The following is a 22054-nucleotide window of genomic DNA, read 5'->3' on the forward strand; positions in this document are numbered from 1 at the left end:
GCTCATGGGGTCTCAAAGCTTGACGGCTTTGCTTACATGGATGTAAGTACTTAGCGTGAGCAGGATGCGGAAGCTGCCCTTAAAACCTGATCGCTTTGACTATACTTAAATTTCGCTTCGAGCCTCTACTAACCTTTGTCGAAAATAAGCGTTGTAAAATATCCAATTTTTGTGGGCGAGCATTTATGCTTGCAGAGCCTGCAAACCTTTCTGACTAAAAGAGCAAAACGACAAGATTTTGTTCCAGACAAATCTTAAGTACCAGCTATCCGTGCAGGCACAATTTTTTGTTCCAGGCAAATCTTAAGTTCTTGTTGGATCGACAAGATCGTTGGACGATAAAGCTAAGTGGATGTGAGTTGCTTTATACAGCTCCGCCAATTCAATTGGCTTACCGACATGTCCATTAAAGCCTCGTTCTTTATATTTTTTAATGTCTTGTTCAATGACATTGGCTGTTAACGCGATAATGGGTAAATTGGGGTGTTGCTCTCTTATGCGCTCGCAAGCTTCAAGGCCGTCCATTTCTGGCATTTGAATATCCATAAAAATTAGTTCAGGGGCAAACTCTTCAACTAAACTAATCGCTTGTAAACCGTTGGCTGCCACTTGGATGTCAGCATGGGTTTTCGCCATCATAGAGACAAAAATAATTTGGTTTATTTCGTTATCTTCTGCTAATAAAATTTTGCGGCCGGTTAAGTCGGGTATTTGTTTGGTGGTGTTTGTGGTTGTTTCACATTCAAGCGAGGCAGTTGGTAAAGGCAGGCAGACTTCAATTTTAGTGCCTTTGTTTATCTCGCTATTCACCTGGGTATAGCCTTGCATTTTTTCAATTAATTTACTGCAAATTGCCATACCGAGCCCAGTTCCACCGTATTTACGCGTAGTCGAGTTGTCTGCTTGTTCAAAGCGGCTAAATAACTTATCAACGGCTTGTGGATCCATGCCGATACCATTGTCTTCTACGCTAAATTTAAGCTCAGATTTGTTTGCCGTCAGCGAGCTATCAACATGAATGCGCACGACCCCCATTTGAGTGAACTTAATCGCATTAGAGACTAAATTAACTAAAATTTGTCTTATTTTGGTTGGGTCGCCTATCCAGCCATCGGTGTAATCCTTCGCAATGTCTATTTCTAATACGGTCGACTGTTGACTGGCTTGGTGATCAAACTCATGTGCCACTTGCGTCACAATCTCTTTGAAGCTGAATCTAACTTGCTCTAAGCTCATTTTTCCAGCTTCTATCTTAGAAAAGTCTAAAATATCGTTGATAATCGCCAATAAGCTTTTACAAGACAAAGTTGCGTTATCGAGTAAGGCCTTGTCATTGTCCGCGACACTATTGGCTAATAATTGTAGTGTGCCGTAAACGCCATTCATCGGCGTACGAATTTCATGGCTCATATTTGCTAAAAATTCGCTTTTAGCGTGGCTGGCCGCCTCAGCCTCTTTCGATAGAGTGAGTAAATGTTGCTGTTGTTCAAGTATTTCTTGCTCGGCTAGGCGCTGTTTAGTGACATCGTAACCAATGGCTATTGCCGCGCCACTTGGCAGTTTAAAGTTAGCCCACATTTGATAGCGTTGTTTACCATTGCGGATCTGAACTTGGTATTCACGAAAGTGTCCATCTGCTTTATTAATGTCTTGGTAAACTTGCTGTTTTATTGCATCGTCAGGATAAAACAGGTGCATGGGATCGTCGCAGTCAATAATGTCTTGATGCGAATACCCTAGGGTTGATACACAACAACTATTCCATAATAAACATACGCCTTGTTCGTCGAACGAATTAATCATAATAGGGGCGTGCTCAATAATGGCTTTAAATTTAGCTTCATTTATATTGAGTTCAGCTGACTTTTTGTCTATCGCTCTTTTTAAACGCCAGTTAAAAAGAGACAATAAAGTAATCGATAGCAACAATAGCCCAACAACGGCTAAGCCGACATACAGCCAGTGTGCGCTAATCGACGCCTGTGGTTTTTCATATGATGCGAGCAACAAGCCTTCAATGCTAGCGTCATTTGGTGCCATATCTAACTCTTTATAAATGGCGGCAATACGAAAAAAGCGCTCTTTAATCGTGGTGCCAAGCGGAATGACATCAGCATTAATTAATGGCGCAGAGGTTTTTGCTTCATGCAGCAGCTTTTGTTTGTCGGCATTAGGTGCGTATTTTTTAATAATAAGATTAGTGATTTCTTCAGGGTTAGCCAGTGCATATTGCCAACCTTGTAAACTGGCGCTAGCAAATTCGCGCGCTCGCTGCGGGTATTTTTCAGCGTAATCTTGTCGAGTAAAAATAAGATCGCCGTAAAAATCGATGCCGTAATTGGCAGGTTCAATGATTAAGGTGTCGACATTTTTTTGTAAATACAGGTAAGGTTGATCTGTGGTGTAGACTGACATAGCGTCAGTCACATTATTATGCAAAGCCAAATCGTCGAAGTTATGCGGGATAAAATTAAATTGCTCTTGCTTAATACCTAGGCGATTAAACATGGCGGTAATGGTGGCGCCATCTACCCCTTTTTGAAACATAACTCGTTTATTAATTAAATCGTAAGGGCTGCGGATATTAGATGAGCGTTTAACCATAAGTGCCAGCGGACTGTGTTGAAAAACACTGGATACCACTACAAAAGGTTGGCCGTTAAGTCGCTTTAACACAATGCTTGAGTCTGCAATAGCAAAATCAGCTTTACCCAGCAGGATATTGTCGAACGGCGTAGATAAAGTATCACGTTCCTTAATTGTCACATCAAAGCTGGCGTTGGCATAGTAGCCTTTTTCTAACGCTGCATAATAACCGGCAAACTGAAATTGATGTTTCCATTTTAGCTGCAATATAACGGACTCTGCCGCATGCAGCCAATAGCTACAACAGGTGAGTAAAATAAAGAGAAAAGTTTTATTAGTCGCCACAATACAAATACTTGGATAAATCCCTGTAACAAATATAGTTTGTTTTTGGCAGTTAGCACTGCTAACCCGCTTTTTGTACGAGCATTTATGTTTACTTACCGAGCCTGCAAACCAAGAGTATTTTTATAAAATTAAAATCGATGAAAGAAGTTAGATTTGCCAATATGTTGCTCAAAGCAATGATTAATACAGTCAAACACGCATTTTACCCGTTCAACACCACGGAGGTCAGGATGTTTTAATAGCCAAAATTGACCATTTAGTTCTTCTATTACAGGGCTCAGCCTCACTAAATTGGGGTTACCTTCCTCAACCCAAGGAACTAACAAAGAGACCCCAGCACCAGACAATACAAATTGCTGCAAAGCGTGATAGCTATTGACGCGAATAGCAGTGGTAGTTTGCTGAATGTGTTGGTCAATCCATTGCTCAATAATATGAGCGCGATAATGTTTAGGCCAACGCACCCATGGCGCAGTTTGCCAATCTTGGTAGATAGGTTGTTTCTGTTTTTGGCAGTAAACGGCAAAATCTAAATGCCCAAGCGGCCTTCCGATTAAATGTTCTGGTGGTTGTTGACCAAAGCGGATGACAATATCCGCTTCGCGCTTATCGATATTCGCATTATGGATATCGGCATTTAAATGTAAGGTCAGATTGGGATGTTGTTGGCATAAATTACTGAGTGCTTCACTGACTATGGGTATAAAAATATCGGCTAAATCAAGATATACATCCCCTTCGATGATCTGATTTTTATTTTCAACAACTTTGACACAGCCTAAAGTGAGAGACTCAATTTCTTCCGCTGTCTGTTTCACCTTTAAACCCGCCTCGGTCAGAATATAGCCTTGTGGACCTCGTTCATATAAATTGACATTTAACCTGCGTTGAAATTGCTCAAGGCGGCGCGAAACCGTACTGTGGTTTACATTTAATATTTGAGCCGCTTTACGCACCGTGCCTTGGCGGATCAAGGCTAAAAAGTATTGATAATCATCCCAGTCTGTCATGTTTTCCTGCTTTGCTTATATAAGTTTTTTTGATATGCCGTGCTTGTTTTTATTAACAATCTATATAACAACGGACAAGTTTAAAAAACATCACCCGTGTAGGTCGAAATTTATTTCGACAATAGCAGCAGAGCTGCTAAGGACTTGGTTTCTAGGCGCGGTCTTGCCTAATATCTACAGCCATTGTCGAGGCAATCTTCAACTTACAAGTGGGATTTCAACTAATCAAAATTAAATTAAAACAGCCATAGTGTAATCCACTCTGTTAATTCATACCAAGTTTGTGTTGCAAATTTGCAACGGTGTGGGCGTTTATTGTGTGCATATTTCTCCAAATAGAGCTGATACAGTTTTATCCGTGTTACAGCTTAAAGCTAGAAACCAATAGTCAAAGAGAAGGGGATTTATAGATGGAACCACCAAAAAAGCACTTTTTACACCGTATTGACGAAACATTAATTATTGATAAAAGTATCGAACAAGTTTGGGATGTGTTGCAGGATTTCAACAACGTTTATACATGGGCACCTGCGGTCAGTCATTCTCACGGTATTACTGCGCAAACAAAGGGCCAAGATTGCGGCCGGCGCTGCACCATAGACGGATTAGGCACCGTCGATGAAAAAGTTATCGAATGGCAGGAAGGTAGGGGTTTTACGTTTGAAGTGACACCACTTGGGCCATTGGATGTGTCACAAAGCCGTTGGTATTTACACGCTCTTAGCCCTAACTCGACCGTATTAACCGCCAATTTTACTTACAACCTGCGTTTTGGCATGTTAGGTAAAGTTTTGCATAAATTGCTCATGCGTAGAAAACTCGCAACAACCTTTAAAGAGGCTTTATACGCACTAAAGACACGAGTTGAAACCGGCCAATTGGTGCGCCCTCATTTAGCAACAAATGAAGCACAAGTAGAGCAATCAGTGACTTAATTATTTTTTAACTAATTGATCGGCAGGGGGTGTTACTCCCTGCGCCTATGTCTTATATGCTTAAGTTTCAGAGCGCTCATTTACGACAATGGGTTGAAATTTTATCACTGCGGCTTAGGATTATTCTCTCGTCATTCTTGCGCATGCGGTGAGCCAGTGACTTTTGTTGGATAAACATTGATAGGTTTAAGTAAAAGACACTGGGCTTCCAGCGCTGAAATGCATCATTAACCTGAGCGAGAAGACAAGACAAAGCTTTACCAACTAGGACCGCGTTTGTACACTAACGCCCATTATAAATTCAACCACAAAATCACTATGCACCCTACAGACAAACTGCCACTAGAAAATGGCGCAGCTATATATTTAACCCCTTGTCCTGGTACTAAAGGTTTAGCATTACGTGAAACTATCAAACAGTTTGCAGAGCAAGGAATTAAAGGCTTAGTGTCATTAACGCCTAAACCTGAAATGGCAAAACTCGGGGTCGCGGATATGCCACAAATATGCAGTGAATTGGGTATTGCATGGTTTTACGCGCCAATTGATGATCACCAAGCGCCAAGCAATGAGTTTGATATTGAATGGCCATCGCAAAAAGATCAGGTTCATGCCATTTTAGATAAGCAACAAGGCGTAGCTTTACATTGTATGGGCGGTCAAGGTCGAACGGGTACTATTGCAGCGCAGCTATTAATAGAACGCGGACGTGATTACGAACAAGCAAGGGCAGAAGTCAAAGCAGTTAAACCCGGCGCACTGACTATTGAAAAACAAACGGATTATTTAAAAGCGCTAGCGGCTAAGTAAGAGGTCAGTGGTAGTCAGTAGAATAATGGCGCTCCCATCAGGAATCGAACCTGAACTTCAGCTTCCGGAGAGCTGCGTGATATCCATTTCACCATGGGAGCGCGAGATGTCGAAAGGACGCTGCGATTCTATATAAAGGTTAACAAAATCGCCAGCGCTTTTAGGCTAAGTCATTGAATTTGTGTTTAACTGCTGTTTTTTTGTTCTAATCAAATACATCACTGGGATCTGTGCCGTGGCGAAATTCTTCGCTGAGCTTTTCCAGAAGTATTGCGTCAACTAAACCTTGATGGCGCATTTGTAATAATTGCAGTGCCGCTTTTGAACGACAAAGATTATCAAACAAGTTCGCGCATAATTGGTCTCGCTCTATAACAGCCTCATAATGTTTGTCGTACCTCTCTTTCAGTGATAGGCCGCTGTTTTCAGTTATTGTTTGAAATTGAGTGAGTGATTCACGATAAAATTGCTCCAATGCTTGTTCGCGGATCTGTTTAAATATTTCCCAATCGGTTTCTTTCATCCAGTTTGTTTCGTTCATCTAAATTTTCTCCGGTTCTGGCCCTTGTGTTAAAGCTTGGGCGTATTCAGGGAGTGGTATTACGGCTTGGAAACTTTGGTTTCGGCCATTGGATTTACATTGGTACAAGGCTTTATCAGCCATTTGGATCATTTCTGTTGGTGTATGGTCAGCATGAGCTTGCGCGGTAACTCCGCCAATACACACTGTGACAACTCTGTCTTGGCTGGCAATGTTACGTTCATGTTTAAGTGCTAAATCGGCGATGGCGTTGGTTAAGCGTTTAATCACTTTGCTTAAGCCGGCTTCGTCGGTGTCTGGTAAAAGGATAAGAAACTCTTCGCCGCCAAAACGCGCGACCTGATCACAAGGCCGTTTTACTTGGGCTTGCAGTGTATTGGCAATGGTTTTTAAGCATTTGTCGCCAGCACAGTGACCATATAAATCGTTAAAGCCTTTAAAATAATCAACATCCAACATTAAGATAGATAGGGTTGATTGGTCTCGGCAGGCTTGGCGCCATTCTTTTTGTAAATTATCGGCTAATGCCCGTTTGTTTAGCAGGCCAGTTAAGCCATCAATTAGCGCATGTTCAGACAAGGTGCTGAGTATTTGATAGTTAGTTATTCTGGCATGAATAATCGGAAATACATTTTTATCCATATTATCTAATTCAAGTATATCGCTGGCACCCAGTAAAAATCCTTGTTTTAGAATAGGGCTGTTAGTAAAGGGGGCGACACCTATCACAGGAACAAACTCTTTGACGCCTGGGTCTTGTTTAAGACGGCCTAAATCAACCCATGGATCCATCATGCTGACATCGATATAAAAAATTATGGCTTTAACAATGTGGCGATGCTTGTATAACCTGAATTCCGATACGTTTTTAAAGATTAGTGTGTGCAATCCGGACTCTTCAGCAGCAAATAATGGCTCAAGGTTGGGTAAACCGATTAGGGCTACGACAGGTTTACTACCTGCTTCACAAGTTGCGGGTTCGGGATTATCGGCTTGATAAGTACCACGAATAAAGCTTTTAATATTATTGATATGTTGTAAGCCGAGTAAAACTCCATTGCTTTCACATACCATAGCAGGTAGTCGTTTTTCTGTATCATGACTGGCCCAAAATTGTTGCCATTGGTTGAATGTATCAATAGCGCTATTGGACACTTTTAAGCTGCGCTTATTAACATGCTTGAGTAGATCGGACAGTACATATTGGTCGGAAATATCGAGTCCTTGTTGCCAATAGGCGCGAAAAGCATGAGTGCGAAATAGCGCGGCTTTGGGTTTGTCTATTTCGTAAAGAGAAATGTAATACAGGATAACCAGTTGCGTGTTTACGCATAGGCTGGGCTTTTTGATAGAGACTTCAGCAGCGCGTTGTTTAAGCAAAGTAAACTCGTCATGCAGTTGTTTTTTTTGCTCTAGGGTATTCGCCGTGCTGACAATTTGTGGGTTGTGTTCGATAAAACACCATTCCACTTCGTTTGCTAAGCCCAGTTGCGTTATTCTTTCATGCTGGGCAAAACAAAACGGGCAATTAAAATCACAAAATATCTTCACCATAACAGTGTTCCGAGTTAACTGCTGTTTACACTCAAGCAGGTGGGCGATTGATTTTTTATACAAACATAGTTGACCACGAACTTCAGTAAGTAAAGGTAATATGCCGAATTAATTGATTTATTCTTGAAGGTGAAATGGAAAATATTGTAAGTGGTTGTTTGTTAAGCGTTAGTGTAATACAGTATTTCTTGATTTTTGTCAGGGGCTTAAAAACCTGTGTGAATACGTATTCAATGCAAATTCAATGGGGCTTTGGTTAATGATTGGTTATGCTTGTGTAAAATTTGTTCACAACGGTGTTTGACTAAGTTGGGTATAAAGTAATGCGCTGGGCTTAAGTTCGCTATTGGTGATCTTAACCGCAAACGATACGTACTTGGCTTGAGTGTTGTGCGGCAGTTCAAGGCTTAAATTACTGGCATTAGACGAGTAAATTAGCTGAAAAACCACGCCGTCACTGGCCGTCACACTGTAAACCGATTCGTCAGGGTTGACGCGCATATGGCCAAAGCCAAACTGGTGATGCCAGTCGACATTGGAAATTTTAAAATCGAGGGTGGGGCTTTTCTCATCCATTCGACTGAGTTCGATGTTTTTCAACCAATATATTTGCTGGTTAGCATCAAAGGTGAATTTAAATTCGTCAACATGGCTCCAATAGTTGATATGACTAGGCAGGTATAAGTCGTAATCCAGCTTGAAGCCCGGCAGTTGAGCAAATTCGGCAAAGGATAGCGACTTTGTCACAGGGTCAGACAAGGTAAAAACCTTGTCACAGCCTAATGTGGATAAAATTAAGCACACGAAAATAACAAGACGCTTGATATTCATAATTGGGTTGTTGGCATTTTTTGAAAGCAAACGATACACAGGTGTTTAAAGAATGACAATACGCGTTTTATTAGTTGAAGATGATGCTAGATTAGCTGACTCAGTTATGCAATTTTTTGAACTGTTCGATATCGCCGTCGACCCTTGCAACAATGGTCGGCAAGCTGTGTCTTTAATGCAGGCTAACGACTATGATGTCGTGGTTAGCGATGTCAATATGCCAAAAATGAATGGTTTACAGTTTTGTAAATATTTACGTGATGAAGGCATTAACATCCCATTTATCTTTGTTTCCGCCAACGACGATATCGAAGATAAATTAGCTGGCTTTGATACGGGTGCCGATGACTACCTAACTAAACCGTTTGAATTACGTGAATTAATGGCGCGTGTTAACGTATTGTCCAAGCGTCGTAGCGGCCAATCAAATAAATTGTCGATTGATGAATTTCCACTGCATATCAACTTTAATCAGCGTGTAGCTACGCGTGATGATCAGCAACTTAAGCTAACCCCGTCTGGCTGGAAAATGCTTGAAAAATTAGCGCGTAATTATCCAGAGCCCGTTAGCAAAGCCGACTTAGAATTCGCCATTTGGGGTGATGAATTACCCGACAGCAACGCCCTAAAAGTGCATATTCATAACCTACGTAAAAGCATAGATAAACCCTTTACCTTCCCCATTTTACAAGCGGTAAATGGCTTTGGTTTTAGATTGGCTCGGTGTTAGTATTGTTTGCTTGTTTGTAGGCGAGCATTTATGCTTGCAGAGCCGAATTTATTTCGGCTAGCACAAGGTTTGTCGATGTAAAATTGACCCTACAATTTAGCAAATGGTTAATTGAATCTGTTGTAGAATTGACTATCACTCGTGATGTTAGATTAAATAAACTACTTCAGGCTGAGCTCGCTTTAGGTGCCTACTTTTGGTGTCAAAGTCTTTTTACTTTCTGACTTATCGACACTTCGACTGCTTCGCGCTCAGTGTGAACTTACAATTAATCAAAATTTACTGAACTCGTACTATGATGGCAGGTTCGCAAGCATAAATGCTCGCCCACAAATAAAACCAAACCAATAACAATGCATACTTTAAGCAAATCATACCGCTACCATCTAACCCTTTGGGTCGCCTTATTAGGTGCGCTACTCGTGTGTCTGTTTATTGGTTTTAAGTTTGTTCACTTTCATTTCCAATTAGCTCAGCAACAAGCGGTGCAACTGAGTGAATTTACCCGTCGCTCGATTACGCGTTTAGAAGCTAACCCCAATAAATTTATTGGGGATAACCCTGTTAAATTGGGTAATCGAAAAATGCAGTTGGTAGCGGGGTATGATCAATTAAAACAGTATGTTCCTTACATTCCTGAACAGTTAACTAAGCTTGAAAAAAACAAAGTCAGCATGGTGCTTGATAGTTTCAATGGCTTATTTGCGATCGCTAACTTTTCGATTGTTTATCCAGTGGTTTTTCAAGGTCAAGATTACTTTGCGTTTTTTCGTTATAAACCCGATTTTAACGACGAGCACCTAGAAGCCGAGCTCGCGCAAAGCTTACAGCCTGTTATTTTTACTTCAGCTTTTATTATTGCCTTGTTGTTTTTTGTGCAGTTGATTTACACCTATAAAATGGATAACAACGTGCGTGAATTGGCTGATTGGGCGCAAAATTTGTCGATGAAAAATCAGCCGCAAGCGCCGCCGCAAATGCGTGTGCAGGGTTTGAACCCATTAGCCACTATGGTTAATAACAGCTTACAAGCCTTTAATACAGTATTAGAAAAAGAGCATTCATTTGCCCGTTTTACCAGCCATGAACTGCGCACCCAAGTGGCTATTTTGTCGGCCAATATGGAAATTCTTGATGCTATTATGGCTGATCTTCGTCCGTCTGAACGCAAAGTTTTATTCCGTATGGAGCAAGTGGTTTCGGACATGAAATACCAAACCGAAGCGCTATTGTGGATTAGTAAGCAGGCTGAAAAAGACATTGAGTTTAGTGATTGCCAATTACGAAAAATGATTGACAAGTCAGTGACTGATAATCAGCCGCTGTTGTTAGATAAGCCGGTATCTATTGAAATTGTCGGTGCTGATCAAGTTATTTCCTCTCATCCTACTTTATTGCAAATTGCCTTGAATAACCTTATTCGTAACGCAGTGCAAAATACTCATCAAGGTAAAATTGTGATCAGCCTTGATAACCACAGTTTAACCATTCTCAATCAAGACATGACCCAAGATGAACAAGCTAATAGCACTGAAGGCTTCGGTATAGGTTTAGTCATTGTCGAAAAAATTGTCGAGCGTTTAAAGCTTAGCTACCAAGTTGAACCATTAAATAATGGCCGTTGGGTTAAGTTAGTTTGGTAGTTGGCTATGGCTGGATATTTAGCCGAAAACCCCGTTTTTGTGGCGAGCATTTATGCTTGCAAAACCTTTGTAGGGTCGATTTTACATCGACAAACCTTGTGCTAATCGAAGAAAACCCAGCCCTGAAATGACAAAGTGTTTGCAGGAATAAATCCTGCCCTACAAAAATTCTGACTTTTTATCATTTGTAGGGTCGATTTTATATCGACAAACCTCGTGCTAGCCAAAGTGAATTTGGCTTTATATTATTAAACACCTTGCGAACCTTTCGGGGGTTTTTTACACCCTCTAACAATAGGTTTTTAAATGACAACGTGTTTGCAGGAATAAATCCTGCCCTACAAAAGTTCTGACTTTTTATCATTTGTAGGGTCGATTTTACATCGACAAACCTTGTGCTAGCCGAAGAAAACCCAGCCCTGAAATGACAAAGTGTTTGCAGGAATAAATCCTGCCCTACAAAAGTTCTGACTTTTTATCATTTGTAGGGTCGATTTTACATCGACAAACCTCGTGCTAACCGAAGAAAACCCAGCCTTGAAATGACAAAGTGTTTGCAGGAATAAATCCTGCCTTACAAAACATCTGACTTTTTTCATTTGTAGGGTCGATTTTATATCGACAAACCTCGTGCTTGCAGAATATGCAAACACAAAAAAGCCCCAGCAAGCGTTAACTTGCTGGGGCAACACTCACAAGGAGTATACACAACTGAGAGCTGCGTTCTTTATTTCAAAGAACAGAGCTCTTAGAAGCTGTAGTTCATACCTAAGAAGTAGTTACGACCAAAGTATTGGATCGTACCTGTCTTGGTCTTATCGCCGAAGTATGAGCGGTTAGCTTCGTCAGTTAAGTTGTTGATAGATAAGGTGACATTTAGGTTATCGTTGACACTGTATTTCACCTGATAATCTAAAATTGTTTCTTCAGTGAAGTAGGCTGATTGGTCTTGGCCGGTAGCAATTTGCCGACCTAAGTAGCCTTCACGATGGCGGGCATTTAAGTAGGTATCGATAATGCCTTCGTAGTTGTAGAACAAGGTAAAGCTATAAATATTCGGCGATAAACCTTCAATCGGGGTATTAACATCGCCTTGGCCATTACCAATATTTATAGTGCGCTGAATTTCACTTTCAGTATGTGAGTAACTACCGGTAAAGCCTAAGCCAGACCAAGCACCCGGTAAAAACTTAAAGGTTTGCGTATAGCCAATTTCATAACCACGGACATAACCACCTTTTTCGTTGTTTACCGTTACGCTTAAATCACCAGGTTCAACCGCTTGGCCGCTATCATTGGTCTCAGGTAGTTCGATGCCCGCCGCCGCGAAATCAAAATCAAAGATAGTGGTTGTATCGGTAAAGGATTCAATATCTTTGTTGTACAAGGCGATAAATAGGTTACCGTCGGTCTCTGCGAAGTAATGCTCAAATGACAAGTCCACTTGGGTTGCTAAAAACGGCTCAAGATACGGGCTGGTTGTCATATCGACGTTAACTACGTTTTTGCCATCGCGCGGTCGTTTGTTTTGGTAATTGTAGTTACCACTGACTGCCATTTGCGCCATATCAGGTCGTGCCATCACGCGAGCTACCGCAAATTTGATGTAGTCGTTGTCAGTAATGCCTAAGCTTAAGTTAAGTGAAGGTAAAATATTGTCAAACTTGTGACTAATTTGCGTATATCGGTGTGATGCTTCAGTTTTTCCAACATCATCCGTAATTGGGTCACCGGTTTCAATTGTTTCGAGAATTTGTTGGCCATCTTTATCTTCAACAATATTGCCATCAGCATCGCGTTTAAATTCACGCGAGCTAGGTGCCGGTGTAACGCCAAAGGCGGTTTGTTCGGTTTCAACCCAACGTACGCCAATATTACCGGTTAATGGCATGTCGAATACTGTGGTGTCGATATTAGCCATAAAGAAAGCGGAAGTGACTTTTTCGGTAATGTCGCGGTCGTTGGTTATAGTCCAATCGGCACCATCCCATACATCTACTGCCTCGCGGCTTAATGGATTACCTTGAGAGTCAACTAACCATTTATCAAGAATGGCTTCGTTATCAATGGCCAAAAATGAAGGTAAAGAGCTAAATTCGCCACCTAAATCTACCACTGTCACTTCGTCAGCACTAAGTTGATACGGGGCAAAACGGTGCTTTTCTTTTCCCCCTTCCCAAACAATGTAATTACCGGCACGCATGTCATCCCATGAACGCTTATTTAGGTGCTGACCGTCTTCAAAGTGACCTGGACCACCATACGACCATACCCCACGCTCTAATGTGTGGGTACGCTTAGATGCACGAACGCCTGCTTCAAGGCTACTTAAGAAGTCGTTGTCCATAAAATATTGAAAATCCAAACGAACGGCATCGGCTTGGTTTTCTTCAAAGCGCGGGAATTGAGAATAGCTGGTAACCATCATTTTATTAATGTCGGTAAAGTCGATAGCTTGACCCGCAGCATTGCTAATATTGACTTGTGGCACTTGCAAGGCATTCATTTGGTACTGCATAACCAAGTCGGTTTCAACTTTTGGCGTGGCGGCACTTGCGTCTTCAAACATCAAAATGCTCATGGTGCGGTCAAATGAATCTTCTGACGCTTTAGAATGCGATAAATCTAAGCTGACTTTAAACTCGTCATTTTGCCAAGTGGTGTTAAAGCCTAAGGTTAATACTTCACTATTGGTGGTGGCATCGTCGGCCATATTGGTGATGTGTAGCGGATTAACACCACTATTGCCGTTGGCATCTTGACAAGGGGCTTGAACTTTACCATTTGAAATAGCTTTACATGGCTCGTTAGCATCGTATTGGGCAAACGGGTTGCTTAATGAAGCATGATAGGTACCACCAATTAATGAGTAGCCGTTATCTTCGTTACCAATAACAATGGGGTCGCTCAGCTCTAGCGTGCGTAAGTGCTCTGTCGAGTTAACGCCCCACAAACCGTTTACAGATAAACCGCGATCCCATTTTTTTGAATCAAATTGCGAGTAAAAAGCATCGGCTTTCATGGTTAATTCGTCGGTCGGTTGCCATACAATGGCCGACATCACACCGTTGCGCACATCTTCACCACCGCGCGCCATCATTTCAAAGCCGCTACTATAAGCTAAACAGCTATTTTCACGCCAAAACGCATCGGTATCTGGGTTGCCACAATCACTTTTACCGGTAATACCGTCGTAACGCACTTGATCGTAGTTAAAGTCGTAACCAACAAATTGGGTTGAAACACTGGGTTGGAATAAGCGAGCAACGCCTAGCGCCACGCCTAAGGTTTCGTCTAAAAATTTACCTTGATAGGATAGGCTTAATCTATGGCCGACAGAGGCGGCATCAGGGTGATCACCCGCGCGAGAATTTGAGGTGAGCTGAGCATTTAAATTAAACTTTTGCTCTTCACTAATATTAAGCGGGTTGGCGGTTTGTAAATCGATAGTACCGGCAACACCACCTTCAATTAACGAAGCCTTTTGTGATTTGTGTACCTGAGCTGTGGTAATTAACTCTGAAGGAAATTGTGAAAACTCAACGGTACGGCCACCGGAAGAAGAAACTTGCTCGCGACCATTCAAGGTTGAAAATACATATTGACCTGAAAGACCACGAATATTCAGTTCGCTTGATTGACCACCATTACGCACTGAGGTTACCCCAGGTAAGCGGGATAATGCATCGGCAATGGACAAATCAGGTAATGAACCTAAATCATCTGCGGTAATTGCATCGACCATGGTATCGGAGAAACGTTTCATGTTAACCGATTCGATAACACTGCGTTGGAAACCACGCACTTCAATAACTTCGGTATCTTGTGCTTGTTCTTGAGCAAGCTGCTCGTCGTTTTCTGCTTCGTTAGCCAACGCTTGGGTCGCAGATAGGCTAGTCGCTAAAACCGCCATGGTGATTAAATTAGGTTTAAAGTGATTCATTGCGTCTTTATCCTCAATTTCACTTACGTGATCCGCTTTCAGCTATTATTGTGCAGTTAACACTTTGATTATTAAGCTGAAACCTTATTCGTAACTTGACTGCCGAGCGTGCAATTAAGCTTGTCGCCAGTCGATAAGCTTTTTCAGGATTGGCACATTACGCTAGAGAAAGTTAAGAAGCGGTTAAGAAAAACGGATAAACCCTGTTTTTTTCTTAACCCAAGCTTAACGGCTTGTTTGCTGGTGTTTGTTGTTAAGTTTATGAAAATAAATGATTTTTATTTAAATTTGATACTGTAATCAAACAAAATTCAATTAATTAATTTTCTTAACCGTTTCTTAACTTGCGACTTTCTATCCTTTACCCACTAACTAGAAAAATCGATTTAATGAACTGTTATAAACACTCTGTTTACAGCGGTAGAAAAATAGGATCGGAGTAAGAAAATGATACATAAGCAGGTGACATCCTCCGCCATTGCTCTGGCATTGGCCTCGGTACTAGCCGGATGTAATACATCTAACGAAGAAAGCTTAGCTAATGTGCCGGGTTCAGAAGTGGTCGACATTCCTTTAGTCTGTCGCGCACCGGATACGATTAAAGTAGACAGCTTTGGTAATCAAATGTTTGATACCGATGGTGCACTTATGTGTGAAAGGGTTGAGTTGCCTTGTGTTGGTCAAGATTACGATCCTATTAAGCACACTTGTAACTCTAAGGGCCGCCATCCTGACGCGCCTGATGAAGTTGATGGTGCAAAAACATCCGTCATTGAAAACGAGCTAAACGATGGTTCGAAATACGCAACCATCTTTTTCAAAACGGAAGAGATAACAACTAAAGATCAAGCTGATGCTGCTGGTATTATTATCCATGCATGGAATAGTGCAGATTGTAATGCTTACGACCCTGACTTTTTTGAAAAAGGCGCGACTCAAGATCCTGACAATGATAATTATTGGGCCACGGATTGGGCAACTGGTGTGTTACATAGTGGTTTCGATGATAACTATGGTTTGTATTGGCGCTTTAAGTTATTAGATGATCATAGTGATTGTGCCAACTTTATTATTCACAAAGGCGATACAAAGTACCCTGACGGCGACATGAAAGCCTATTTGGGCGGTGAAGAAGACACGCCACGTTTTAATGTCGACCGCATGAGTTATGTGGAAAATGGCATTACTAAAGTCGGCAATGCATCTACTTTTCCATATTATGTGCCAGAAGATGAGCCGAGTGATGGTATTCGTGTCGCATCAAAAGATAGAGCAATTCATTGGTTCAACGCTGATACCTTGTTGTTTAATACGCAAAGTGATCAGGCGCAAACTATTCGTTTATATTCGACTACCGCTGTTGCAAAGTTATTTCCGGGTGAAGGCTTTCGTAACATGGATGATTACCTAATTGGTGATTATGTTGAGTTTACCCGTACAAGTGACAGCTTAGATGCCGACGAATTAGAGCGAGCGAAATATCGCCGTGACTTTGCGCAATTTTCCGTACAATTGAATACGGATGAAAACGCCACTGACGAGCAAGTTAATCAAGCGAAAACGAGTTACATAAGCCAAGTAAAAGAGTTACTCAAAGGTCGTGTTATGGCGATCCTTTACGATAAAAAGGGTGACCCGTTTATTAGCTATTTGGTACAAACCGCAGGTGTGTTAGATGATCTTTATACAGGTGAAGAGGATAAAGCGGATACTGTTAAATTAGGCGCAGATTATCACAATAACACTATCACGACTTCGGTGTGGGCTCCCACAGCTAGCCAAGTTAAATTAAAACTGTATAACGATAAAAATAGCAGTGGTGAGTACACGGAAATCGCCAGCAAAGACATGGCGTATAACGATGTATCAGGCATTTGGTCTTATACAGGCGATACTGCCGAGTTAGACAGAAAATTATTTCGTTACGAGGTGAGCGTGTATCACCCAATGACAGATAGCTTTGAAGTACACGAAGTGATTGACCCTTACGCGCTAAGTGTCACAACAAATGGCCGCTATGCACGCTTTGTTAACTTAAACGATAGCGACTTAAAGCCAGCAGGGTGGGATAATCACACTATTCCAGCCGGTCAAAATCCTGAAGATATTGTGGTTTATGAAGGGCATATTCGTGACTTCTCGATCCTTGATGACAGTACAGCCGCTGAAAACCGCGGTAAATATTTGGCCTTTACCGAGGTCGATACCGCACCGGTTAATCATCTTAAAAGTTTACAACAAGCGGGTTTAACTCACTTTCAAGTATTACCAGCTAATGATATTGCTTCAACTAACGAAGATATTAGCCAGCAAGTGAATGTGACTGACACAGTGGCGGATTTGTGTGCCGTTAAAGCCGATTTAACCATTTGTAGTGAAGCCAGCGCGACAGCCGTTATTCAAGATGCACTAGCGGCAATGGATCCGGCGAGTAATACGGTCAATCAAACCTTACAAGCCTTACGCGGTTTGGATGGCTTTAACTGGGGCTACGATCCTTACGCTTACAATGTGCCAGAAGGTGGTTACTCGAGTGATCCTGAATCAGTCGCACGTATTGTTGAAATGCGTAGCATGGTACAAGCCTTACATGAAGCTGGCCTGCGCGCATCGATAGATGTTGTTTACAACCACACTAGCGCTTCAGGTTTATGGGATAACTCAGTATTTGATAAAATTGTCCCTGGCTATTACCACAGACTGAATGTCGACACGGGCGCTGTGATTGATAACAGCTGTTGTCAGGACACCGCGGGCGAAAACGCCATGTTTGCTAAGTTTGTGAAAGACTCTTTAGTCTCTTGGGCTGAACACTACAAGTTTGATGCGTTCCGTTTCGATTTAATGAACCTATTACCAAAAGATCTCGTATTAGAAGCACGCGAGGCTGTATTAGCGATTGATGATGATAACTACTTTTATGGTGAAGGTTGGAACTTTGGCATGATCGCTAACTTTGGCGCGGTAGAAGAGCAAATGGCGGGTACGCAGTTTGGTACTTTCTCTGATCGCCAGCGCGATGCTGTACGCCATGCTGCGTTATTTAATCAAGGTGGTAACGGCGCTGATGTTGACACTATTCGTGTTGGCTTAGTGGCTAATCTTGAAAATTATACGTTGCAAAATCATCAAGGTAATTTTGGTCGATTAAGTGCTTTACCTAATGATGATCACGGTTATGCGAAAGATCCTGCAGACATCGTAAATTATGTTGGTAAGCACGATAACGAAACCCTTTGGGATCAGCTACAACTTGGCTTGCCTGATGATTTAAGTTCAGCTGAACGCGCTCGTATTCACGCGGTTGCAGGTTCATTCCCAATCCTTAGCCAAGGTATTCCATTTATTCAAATGGGGCAGGATTTACTTCGCTCTAAATCCATGGATCGTAATACCTATGACAGTGGCGATTTACTCAATAAAGTTGATTTTACTAAACAAGATCACAACTGGAATATTTCATTCCCGCTGGAATATTCATGTTGGGGTGATGAGTCTGCCGATAATTGTAAAGCGCGTTTACAAGGCTTATTAGCACAGGATAGCCGTAAAGCACAAAGTGTTGATATTGAATGGGCCAGTGCGGTTTATCAAGATTTCTTAAAAATTCGTAAAAGCTCTAAATTATTCCGCTTAACGTCTGCTGAGCAAATTATGGACCGCGTTGGTTTTCATAATACAGGTTCCAGCCAGACTCACGGGGTGATCGTGATGAGTTTAGATGATGGCGCGGGTTGTAAAAATGGCACTAAAGATTATGCCGGTAATTGTGATGTCACAACTGATTTACGTGCGGATTTAGACCCTAACTACGATGGCTTAATTGTGGTGTTCAATGGTACAGCCACAGAACAAACAATGGTGGTACCGACTGCGTTAGGCTTTGCGTTACATGACGTGCAAGCTAACTCTGACGACTCAGTGGTTGCTAGCGCAAGCGTGAGCGAAGTAGACGGCAATGGTCAGTTTACTGTGCCAGCTTATACCACTGCGGTATTTGCTAAAAAGCAAGACGGCGCACAAGGTGCAGGTATTAATATTTATGCCACAGTGGGTGAACCCGATATTCCACCTTATGACGCAACCACCATTTACCTACGCGGTGATATGAATGAGTGGAGTGAAAACAATGCTTTTGAATATAAAGGAGCGGGTATTTACGAGACTGTCGTTGAACTAGCTGCACAAGACTATAGCTTTAAAGTAGCAGATGCCAATTGGAGCTACCCTAACATAGGTGGCGGTGTGAATGTGGCGTTGAATACCGCGACTACATTGGGTGCGAATGGCGATGACTTGTCAGTGACAATTTCTAAAGCTGATAAATACAAATTTGTGCTAAACGCTAAGAACCCTAATGCACCTATATTGACTATAGAGTCGAGTATTGAACAACCCGCGTACGGCGCAACACCAGTCTATATTCGTGGAGGCATGAATGGTTGGGGGGCGGCAGATCCTATGTTGTTTGTTGGTAACGCAACCTATGTGATCCGTTATCAATTAGCAGCAGGCGACCACAGTTTTAAATTTGCCTCTGAAGATTGGAGTGCGGTGAATTTTGGCGCAGGTAGCACAACCAATACGACAGTTGATTCACCACTAACCTTAGATGGCGGAAGTGATGCGACGATTAGCATAGCGCAAGATGGTATGTATACTTTTAGTATTAATGCATCTAACGCCAGCGCACCAATTGTAACCGTCAGCCGCGATGAACAGCCGTATTTAGGTGGTGCCGTATATTTACGTGGCTATCAAAACAATTGGGACAATACGACGCCAGCCAACCAATTTACCTATTATGGTAACGGATATTATGCAATTACCATGGCGCACACCGGTGATACGCAATTTAAAATAGCCTCTGAAGGTTGGTCGCCAGTTAATTTTGGTGGCTCAGGCTTAGCGTTACATGAACCGCTAACGCTTGAGCATAATGCAGGCGATATCGCCTTAACGGGATTAGATGCAACCAATGTGCAGTTCATTCTCAAAGTGAATGATGAAGCAACACAAGATGCGACGATTACCGTTATTGATTTAGCCAATTATCAATAGTGTAACCTTTTCAAGCAACAACACATCCCAGTGTGTAAGCAGCCTTCGGGCTGCTTTTTCTTTTTTTAACTAACCATTTTAAAGTATCAAGCTTTTTGTGGGTGAGTGTGGGTGAGCATTTATGCCAATGCCATTAAGTTAACGACTTTGGCATTTATGCTTGCAGAGCCTGCCAACTTTCAGTCTAAAAGAGTAAATCTTAAGTACCTGCTATCAATGTTGCCACTAGAAGTAGTCGGTTGTAAGTCAAGTTTTGCCAATAAACCTCATTTATGTGCAATTTATAAATGGTTAGAGCCTAGTAAAGCCAAAATTCGGCGATACTAGAACTTGGTAAAGGCTTAGAGTATGTAACACATGTTATGATTATCTATAATTGCATATTAAATGTTTAATTTGATATGCAACAGGTAATCATAATTGTGCTGTTTTGGTTGAGGTGATATGTTTATACATATAGTTTTAATTGGGTTATGTATTAAAATGTATCAACATGAGCTATCAATATGAGCTATGTAACAGAGCAGATATTACAAGACATTCGAGAAGCTCGGGTACGTAAGGGCTTTAGTCAGAGAGAGCTCAGCGCGCGTTCGGGGGTTCCGCAAAGCCATATTTCGAAAATCGAGTCTGGCGGTGTTGATTTAAGAATTTCCAGTTTAATCGCGCTTGCTCGAGTACTTGATCTAGAGTTATTGGTCGCCCCTAAAAAGTCTGTTCCTGCCATCAAGTCAATCATTCGAAGCAGCCAAGGGATTAGTCATGTAAGTGAGCAAATGTTGCCGGCATATCAGTTAGATGGAGATGATGATGCCTAATCATGTCTCTACGTTAAACGTTTTGCTCTATGGGGAACCCATCGCAACGATCACCAACGTAGGTAATGACAGAACGTTATTTGCCTTTACGGATCCATATATTAACGACGGATCACGGCCCGTATTAGGGCTTGGCTTTAAAGATGCGCTAGGTGGATTGCTGACTAACTTTAAACCTACCCAAACCAAGTTAACCCCATTTTTCTCCAACCTTTTGCCTGAAGAAACTATGCGCAATTACCTTGCTGAGCGTGCTGGTGTGAACCCAGAGCGAGAGTTTTTTTTATTGTGGGTGCTAGGACAGGATTTACCTGGCGCTATCATGGTTGAATCGGCCGATGGGGAAGCGTTGCCAACTAATATACATCAAGGCATTGATGATGATACAAACGTAGATGCGCCAATGCGCTTTTCATTGGCGGGTGTACAATTGAAGTTTTCAGCAGTACAACAGGCGAACGGTGGTTTAACCATCCCTGCTACGGGTCAAGGAGGGGCTTGGATAGTGAAATTGCCATCGTCTCGATTTGATGCTGTGCCCGAAAATGAATATTCGATGATGGAATTGGCTCGAATGTTGGGAATGGATGTGCCAGAAACTCAGCTACTTTCTATTGACCAGATTACTAACATTCCACAAGGTATTGGCAAATATGGTACTAGCGCTTTTGCTATCAAGCGGTTTGACCGTGTTGATGGTCAAGCTGTACACATTGAAGACTTTGCACAAGTGTTTGGGGTTTATCCTCAAGATAAATATAAAAAAGCCAGTATGCGCAATATTGCTCAGGTTATCGGTATTGAAGGTCAAGACGAGGACATTGCCGAATTTACCCGCAGATTAGTGTTCAATACCCTAATTGGTAATGCGGATATGCATTTGAAGAATTGGTCTGTAATCTACAAAGACAAGTACACCGCATCGATAGCGCCGGCTTATGACCTTGTTTCGACCATTCCCTATATTCCAGATGATAGTGCATCGCTAAAGGTTAGCCGCAGTAAAAAATTCAGTGATTTCACGCTAGATGAATTATCACACCTAGCCGCTAAAGCCATGTTGCCAGAAAAATTGGTATTGGATACAGCCAAGCAAACTGTAGCTGACTTCTACGAAGTTTGGGCTAAAGAAAAAGCACATTTATCACTTACCAAGTCGATGATTAAAGCTATCGATACCCACTTGCTAAGCATACCGCTACGTTAAATTGGCCGCCATTTCGGTATTTTTAAGTATTAACAAA

At 41.9% G+C, this 22054-nt stretch carries 13 protein-coding genes and 1 tRNA gene; 7 read left to right on the top strand and 7 right to left on the bottom strand.

The genetic code is table 11. The annotated features are described in order from the left end of the window. Positions 1-303: 303 nt before the first annotated feature. Entirely contained in the window at positions 304-2931 is a 2628-nt protein-coding gene (locus tag C2869_RS10955; RefSeq protein WP_108602978.1) for an ABC transporter substrate-binding protein, read from the bottom strand. Between the two features lie 131 nt (positions 2932-3062). Further along, positions 3063-3944: a LysR family transcriptional regulator gene (locus C2869_RS10960; protein WP_108602979.1), complete on the bottom strand. Its 882-nt coding sequence runs from the start codon at positions 3942-3944 to the stop codon at positions 3063-3065. Positions 3945-4354: 410 nt separating this feature from the next. On the opposite strand from C2869_RS10960, the gene C2869_RS10965 reads away from it, so the two are divergent. After that, positions 4355-4879, top strand: coding sequence for an SRPBCC family protein (locus C2869_RS10965; protein WP_108602980.1), 525 nt, complete (start codon positions 4355-4357; stop codon positions 4877-4879). Positions 4880-5155: 276 nt separating this feature from the next. After that, a complete protein-coding gene (locus tag C2869_RS10970; protein WP_159084134.1) occupies positions 5156-5689 on the top strand; it encodes a phosphatase domain-containing putative toxin in 534 nt (177 codons plus the stop codon). Positions 5690-5715: 26 nt separating this feature from the next. Here the strand turns inward: C2869_RS10970 and C2869_RS10975 are convergent. The 4 genes from C2869_RS10975 to C2869_RS10990 form a co-directional block, all read right to left on the bottom strand. Next, a tRNA-Arg gene (locus tag C2869_RS10975) sits at positions 5716-5790 on the bottom strand. A gap of 104 nt (positions 5791-5894) precedes the next feature. After that, a complete protein-coding gene (locus C2869_RS10980) occupies positions 5895-6230 on the bottom strand; it encodes a hypothetical protein (protein ID WP_108602982.1) in 336 nt (111 codons plus the stop codon). After that, on the bottom strand, positions 6231-7784 hold the full coding sequence (locus C2869_RS10985; protein ID WP_108602983.1) for a diguanylate cyclase: 1554 nt from the start codon (positions 7782-7784) through the stop codon (positions 6231-6233). It abuts the gene before it with no gap. Between the two features lie 288 nt (positions 7785-8072). Next, positions 8073-8615, bottom strand: coding sequence for a hypothetical protein (locus C2869_RS10990; protein WP_108602984.1), 543 nt, complete (start codon positions 8613-8615; stop codon positions 8073-8075). Between the two features lie 52 nt (positions 8616-8667). Between C2869_RS10990 and C2869_RS10995 the strand changes: the two genes are divergently transcribed. Together C2869_RS10995 and C2869_RS11000 are read left to right on the top strand one after the other, a co-directional pair. Further along, on the top strand, positions 8668-9345 hold the full coding sequence (locus tag C2869_RS10995) for a response regulator transcription factor (RefSeq protein WP_108602985.1): 678 nt from the start codon (positions 8668-8670) through the stop codon (positions 9343-9345). A 422-nt stretch (positions 9346-9767) separates the two neighbouring features. Beyond that, positions 9768-10988 carry a sensor histidine kinase gene (locus C2869_RS11000; protein WP_159084135.1) on the top strand — a complete coding sequence of 407 codons (1221 nt, stop codon included), beginning with the start codon at positions 9768-9770 and terminating at the stop codon, positions 10986-10988. A gap of 748 nt (positions 10989-11736) precedes the next feature. Here the strand turns inward: C2869_RS11000 and C2869_RS11005 are convergent. Then, entirely contained in the window at positions 11737-14931 is a 3195-nt protein-coding gene (locus tag C2869_RS11005) for a TonB-dependent receptor (protein WP_108602987.1), read from the bottom strand. A 447-nt stretch (positions 14932-15378) separates the two neighbouring features. On the opposite strand from C2869_RS11005, the gene C2869_RS11010 reads away from it, so the two are divergent. The 3 genes from C2869_RS11010 to C2869_RS11025 all read left to right on the top strand — a co-directional run bounded on the left by C2869_RS11010 (position 15379) and on the right by C2869_RS11025 (position 22017). Next, the gene (locus C2869_RS11010; RefSeq protein WP_108602988.1) at positions 15379-19992 is read left to right on the top strand and encodes an alpha-1,6-glucosidase domain-containing protein; all 4614 of its coding nucleotides are present in this window, start codon (positions 15379-15381) and stop codon (positions 19990-19992) included. Positions 19993-20498: 506 nt separating this feature from the next. Next, positions 20499-20810: a helix-turn-helix domain-containing protein gene (locus C2869_RS11020; protein WP_108602990.1), complete on the top strand. Its 312-nt coding sequence runs from the start codon at positions 20499-20501 to the stop codon at positions 20808-20810. Then, on the top strand, positions 20797-22017 hold the full coding sequence (locus tag C2869_RS11025; RefSeq protein WP_456238816.1) for a type II toxin-antitoxin system HipA family toxin: 1221 nt from the start codon (positions 20797-20799) through the stop codon (positions 22015-22017). Before C2869_RS11020 ends, C2869_RS11025 begins: the two co-directional genes overlap by 14 nt. Positions 22018-22054 lie beyond the last annotated feature (37 nt).

It is taken from the genome of Saccharobesus litoralis (assembly GCF_003063625.1).
Taxonomy (GTDB): Bacteria; Pseudomonadota; Gammaproteobacteria; order Enterobacterales; family Alteromonadaceae; genus Saccharobesus; species Saccharobesus litoralis.

Excerpts from the sequence above, each read along its gene's own strand:
- C2869_RS10980 (WP_108602982.1), bottom strand. The coding sequence starts at position 6,230 with ATGAACGAAACAAACTGGATGAAAGAAACCGATTGGGAAATATTTAAA.
- C2869_RS11025 (WP_456238816.1), top strand. The coding sequence starts at position 20,797 with ATGATGATGCCTAATCATGTCTCTACGTTAAACGTTTTGCTCTATGGG.
- C2869_RS10990 (WP_108602984.1), bottom strand. The coding sequence starts at position 8,615 with ATGAATATCAAGCGTCTTGTTATTTTCGTGTGCTTAATTTTATCCACA.
- C2869_RS10960 (WP_108602979.1), bottom strand. The coding sequence starts at position 3,944 with ATGACAGACTGGGATGATTATCAATACTTTTTAGCCTTGATCCGCCAA.
- C2869_RS11010 (WP_108602988.1), top strand. The coding sequence starts at position 15,379 with ATGATACATAAGCAGGTGACATCCTCCGCCATTGCTCTGGCATTGGCC.
- C2869_RS10985 (WP_108602983.1), bottom strand. The coding sequence starts at position 7,784 with ATGGTGAAGATATTTTGTGATTTTAATTGCCCGTTTTGTTTTGCCCAG.
- C2869_RS11020 (WP_108602990.1), top strand. The coding sequence starts at position 20,499 with ATGAGCTATGTAACAGAGCAGATATTACAAGACATTCGAGAAGCTCGG.
- C2869_RS11005 (WP_108602987.1), bottom strand. The coding sequence starts at position 14,931 with ATGAATCACTTTAAACCTAATTTAATCACCATGGCGGTTTTAGCGACT.
- C2869_RS10965 (WP_108602980.1), top strand. The coding sequence starts at position 4,355 with ATGGAACCACCAAAAAAGCACTTTTTACACCGTATTGACGAAACATTA.
- C2869_RS10995 (WP_108602985.1), top strand. The coding sequence starts at position 8,668 with ATGACAATACGCGTTTTATTAGTTGAAGATGATGCTAGATTAGCTGAC.